The sequence below is a fragment of the Streptomyces cahuitamycinicus genome, assembly GCF_002891435.1.
GTDB classification, from domain to species: domain Bacteria; phylum Actinomycetota; class Actinomycetes; order Streptomycetales; family Streptomycetaceae; genus Streptomyces; species Streptomyces cahuitamycinicus.
Map to the genome: position 1 here is coordinate 1 of NZ_POUC01000755.1, position 2,081 is coordinate 2,081.

Consider the following 2,081-nt stretch of genomic DNA (forward strand, 5'->3'; position numbering starts at 1 on the left):
CCACCGACCTGCTCGTCCCGCTGGCGCCCGCACCTCCCGGCATCGCGGCCCATCGCCCGCACCGCGTCGCCGAACTCCTCCCGGTGCTGACCCACCGGGCCGCTCCCACCAGACTGCTCGGCTCACCCGCCTGAAGCGCCGCGCGGCCCCCTCGCACCCCGTCGCCGAATTCCGGCGGCGGGGTCGTTCGTTTCCCCGTCCGCCGCCTATTCGCACCGCCTGGCCGCTCACCCGATCGCCCATTCGCTCACACGATCACTTTTCCGCTCACGCGATCGCTCGTCCGAGCACCCAACGGCTCGTACGAGCCGGAATAGTCGCCGACCCGAGCGGACTAGCCCCATTCGGCCACTGCGAACCACCCGAAGGGACAGTGCAGTTGGGATGAACCGTCCGCGCGGGTGATGCGTCATGAACCTGTGAGAAGCGGTGCCGCGAAATCCCTGCGGATCGACGCCCGTAGGGCAACACTGGGTTCCGACGACTTATCACAACGGGGGGCGGCCATGAACGACACTTCTAGCCGCGGAACAGACACGACAGCCGACTCAGTCTCATCGTCCATCTCGACCCAGCGAAAGATCCCACCCATGTGCCAGCACCAGACCCAGTGCCCTTCAGCAGAATCCGCCGACCGGGAATCCGCCCGCCTCCTGGCGCACCACCCGGAGCAGGGATGGAGCCTGCTGTGCAACGGCGTGGTGCTCTTCGAGGACACCGGTGAGCTCCTGCCGGACGGCCGGGCCATCGCCCCGCACCGTCCGCTGGCCGGCCAGGTGATGACGGCCGCCTGAGGCCGCTGGGCGGGGCGACGTCCCGTCGGCACACATGAGGGGCCGGCCGCAGAACCCCTGCGAACCGGCCCCGACGCATGCCCGGGGGTCGTCACTCAGCGTCACCTCTCGCGACGTGCCGTTCCCGCCTCGTAACGCCTTCCCAGGGACGCCCGTTTTCCGGAAGACTCCTGGAAGTTTCGCCGTCACCCGTCGATGGAGGTGGGCAAGTGGGAGCACGTGGGGCCGACGCCGAGGGCAAGGTCACCATCACGGAGATCGCCCGGCAGGCCGGCGTGTCCATACCGACCGTGTCCCGGGTCGTCAACGGCCGGTCCGACGTGTCGCCGCAGACCCGGGCCCGGGTCGAGGACCTCCTGCGCCGCCACGGTTACCGCAGGCGTCCCGCGGCCCCGGGCGCCCGTGCCGCCCTGCTCGACCTGGTCTTCAACAATCTCGACAGCCCCTGGGCCGTGGAGATCATCCGCGGGGTCGAGGAGGTCGCGCACGCCGCCGGGGTGGGCACGGTGGTGTCGGCCATCCACGGGCGCTCGGGCGACGCCCGCGAGTGGATGCGCAACCTGAGGGCCCGCGCCTCCGACGGCGTCATCCTCGTGACGTCAGCCCTGGACTCCACGCTGCACGAGGAGCTGCGGATCCTCGGCGTGCCCTTGGTGGTCGTCGACCCGGCGGGCTCCCCCGCCCTCGACGCCCCCACGATCGGCGCGGCGAACTGGTCGGGCGGCATGGCGGCCACCGAACACCTGCTGTCCCTCGGCCACCGCCGGATCGGCCTGATCGCCGGCCCGCCCCGCCTGCTGTGCTCCCGGGCCCGTCTGGACGGCTACCGCGCGGCCCTGGAGGGCGCCGGCATCACGCCGGACGCGTCCCTCGTCGTCCCCGGCGACTTCCGCCCCGAGTCCGGATTCACCGCCTGCGCCGCCCTGCTCGACCTCCCCGAGCCGCCGACCGCCCTGTTCGCGGCCAGCGACCAGATGGCACTCGGCGCGATCGAGGCGCTGCGCCGGCGCGGGCTGCGGGTGCCGCAGGACATGAGCGTGGTCGGCTTCGACGACCTTCCGGAAGTCCGCTGGTCGGCTCCGCCGCTGACCACGGTCCGCCAGCCCCTCGCCGACATGGGCAAACTGGCCGTGCGCACGGTGCTCCGGCTGACCCGAGACGAGCAGCCGGACTCACCGCGGGTGGAACTGGGCACCGACCTGGTGGTACGGGCGAGCACCGCACCTTTGGCCTGACCTCGGCACGAGAAACGGCGCCCCGCCACCCCCTGTCGGGCAGGGCGCCGTC

At 72.0% G+C, this 2,081-nt stretch carries 2 protein-coding genes; both read left to right on the forward strand.

The features are described 5' to 3' along the window. The first annotated feature begins 590 nt into the window (after positions 1-590). Positions 591-794 carry a DUF5999 family protein gene (locus C1J00_RS42460; RefSeq protein ID WP_102914122.1) on the forward strand — a complete coding sequence of 68 codons (204 nt, stop codon included), beginning with the start codon at positions 591-593 and terminating at the stop codon, positions 792-794. 209 nt (positions 795-1,003) lie between these two features. Beyond that, complete coding sequence (locus C1J00_RS42465; protein ID WP_102914123.1) at positions 1,004-2,029, forward strand: LacI family DNA-binding transcriptional regulator; 1,026 nt, start codon at positions 1,004-1,006, stop codon at positions 2,027-2,029. Positions 2,030-2,081: the final 52 nt, after the last annotated feature.